General features: G+C 63.8%; 2 protein-coding genes. Both read left to right on the top strand.

Annotated elements, in window-relative coordinates; translation table 11 throughout:
- Positions 1–1,679 (top strand): glucose PTS transporter subunit IIA (locus EHS19_RS10370; RefSeq protein ID WP_151917685.1); only part of this gene is annotated, 1,679 nt, incomplete at its 5' end.
- Positions 1,680–1,744: 65 nt separating this feature from the next.
- Positions 1,745–2,578, top strand: a complete 834-nt coding sequence (locus tag EHS19_RS10365; protein ID WP_151917684.1) for a PRD domain-containing protein — start codon at positions 1,745–1,747, stop codon at positions 2,576–2,578.
- The last annotated feature ends 276 nt before the right edge of the window (positions 2,579–2,854 follow it).

Genomic DNA, 2,854 nt, shown 5'->3' with positions numbered 1-2,854 from the left:
GCCATCAAGAGCGGCAAAACACACAGGTGTTGCAACCACCACTAAAATCCGCCATCTGGAAGGGCGTGTTCTACTTCCTGCCGATCATGGTCGCCTACAACGCCACCAAGAAGCTCAAGGTCGACCCGTGGATTGGCGGCGCGATCATGGCGGCGCTCATGACCCCGTCGTTCACCAGCCTTATGGACGCCAGCAAGTGGTCCGATACGGTCTGCCACAAGGTGATGGGCAACACGCAGTGCACCACCCAGGTGTTCGGTCTGCCGATGCAGCTGACCGACTACTCCAGCAACGTGTTCGTGCCGCTGCTCATGGCCGCCGTGCTCGCGCTGGTCTACCACGGACTCAAGCGCATCATTCCCGAAAGCGTGCAGCTGGTGTTCCTGCCGTTCTTCTCGATGATCATCGTCGGCACGCTCACCGCGTTCCTCATCGGCCCGATCGGCGTGTGGGCCGGCAACGGCCTCGGCGTCGGCCTGTCGTGGATGAACACGCATGTGCCGTTCATCTTCGCCATCGCGATCCCGCTGCTCTACCCGTTCCTCGTGCCGCTCGGCCTGCACTGGCCGCTCAACGCGCTCATGCTGATGAACATCAACTCGATGGGCTACGACTTCATCCAGGGCCCGATGGGCGTGTGGAACTTCGCCTGCTTTGGCGCGACCGCCGGCGTGCTCGCCATCTCCATCCGCGACAAGGACAGCCAGATGCGCCAGACCTCCATCGGCGCGCTCGCGGCCGGTCTGCTCGGTGGCGTTTCCGAGCCGAGCCTGTACGGCATCCACCTGCGCTACAAGCTCATCTATTCGCGTATGCTGGTCGGCTGCGGCGTCGGCGGCGTGGTGATCGCCGTCCTCGGATGGCTGTTCCCGGCGACCGTCGCCTCCGGTGCGACCGTGCACGGCGTGACCACCACCGCGTTCGCGTTCACGTCGCTGCTGACCATTCCGGTGTTCAATCAGATGTGGGTCTACGCGGTGTCCATCGCCGCGGCGTTCCTCGTCTCCTTCTTCCTGATTCTCACGTTCGACTACCGCACGCCCGAGCAGAAGGCCGAGGTGCGCGCCCGCGTCGCCCAGGAGCTGGCCGATCGCAAGGCCGAGGCCGCCGCTGCAGCCGGTGAGTCGGCTGCTGCCGTCGCCGCGCCTGCTACTGCCGCTCCGACCGCCGTTGCCACCGCGGCCACCGTCGCAACCGGCGAATCGGGTAATGCCACCGCTGCCGCCGCCGAAACGGTCGGCTCTCCGGTCGACGGCCATGTGATCTCGCTTGACGACACCGGCGACCCGGTGTTCGCGTCCCGCGCGCTCGGCGAGGGCGTCGGTGTTCAGCCGGCCTCCGCGACCGTGGTCGCCCCGGTGTCGGGTGTGCTCCAGTCGGTTGCGCCGACCGGCCACGCCTTCGGCATCAAGACCGACTCCGGCGTCGAGGTGCTCGTGCACGTCGGCATCGATACGGTCAACATGAAGGGCGAGGGATTCGCCGTCGCCGTCAGCGAGCACAGCCGCGTCAGCGCGGGCGAAACGCTGGTGACCGTCGATTTTGATAAGGTCAAGGAAGCCGGATACAGCACCGTCGTTCTGATGACGGTGGTCAACACCGCTTCGCTTGCCGAAGTCACCCCGAAGACGGGCATCGACGTCAAGGCCGGGCAGGCGGTGATCGACATCCGGCACTGATCGGATAACTGATCGGATAACTGAGCGGATAACTGACCATACGGATTGCGGTCGGAGGGAACAGCGTGGATGTGCTTCGCGTATTCAACAACAATGTGGTGCTGGCGCGGGACGGCGCGCGCGAAGTGATCGTCACCGGGCGGGGACTTGGTTTCAAGGCCCACCCGGGCCAGCACATCGATGACGCGAAGATCGTCCGCGTGTTCGTTCCCTCCGACGGCCGCGACCCGGATCATCTCGCGGAACTGCTGTCGGCGATTCCGCCCGAGATGATCCGCATCGTTGCCGAGGCCATGACCAGCGTCGGACTCGCCTCGCAGGCGGAATCCAAGCCCACGCTGGTCATGGCGCTGGCCGATCATATGACCGGCGCCATTCAGCGCATCCATGCGGGCAGCAGCGTCTCCTATCCGCTGACCGCCGAAGTCCGGTCCCTCTATACGACCGAATACGAGCAGGCCGAGACGCTGCTCGCCGAACTCAACAAGCGGCTCAATGGGGTGCTGCCGGAGTCCGAGACGGTGGCGATCGCCATGCACCTGGTCAACGCCGGCTTTTCCAGCGGCGACCTTTCCTATACATATCAGATGACCGGCATCATCCAGCAGATGCTCGCCGTCATCGAACAGCGTTTTCATGTGACGCTGGACCAGCACAGCGTCAACGTCGGCCGTTTCATCACGCATCTGCGCTACCTGTTCGTGCGCATCCGGCAGAACAGCCAGCTGCGGCGTGAACCGGACGCGATCATCGAATCGATTCGCGAGTCGTATCCGCAGGCCATGCTGTGCGCGCAGACGATCGGCTCCATCGTCGAGCTGCGCATGGATACGCGGCTCACCGCCGACGAGATCGCCTATCTCGCATTGCACATCGCCCGCGTCGTCACGGACGCCTGACTTTGGTGTGATCTCTGGCGTGACTTTGCGGCGTTGCGGCGTTGCTCTGGTGCGTGGCGTTGCTCTGGCTCGTGGCGTTGCTCTGGCTCGTGGCGTTGCGGCGTGAGATTATCTTGCGCTAAGCGGCGCTAAGCGGCATCTCTCGGCATCTCAGCGCAAGGTTTTTTCGGGATTTGCCTTGAGTTCGTGAAATCCTTGCGCTGACGAGCCTCGTAGCGCAAGGATTTCTCGGAAAGAGCGTTGAGTTCGTAATATCTTTGCGCTAAGCCCGGTCCC

This window comes from Bifidobacterium jacchi, assembly GCF_009078285.1.
GTDB lineage: Bacteria > Actinomycetota > Actinomycetes > Actinomycetales > Bifidobacteriaceae > Bifidobacterium > Bifidobacterium jacchi.
The sequence above is the reverse complement of the archived record's forward strand: the minus strand, read 5'-3'. Positions and strand labels throughout refer to the sequence as shown.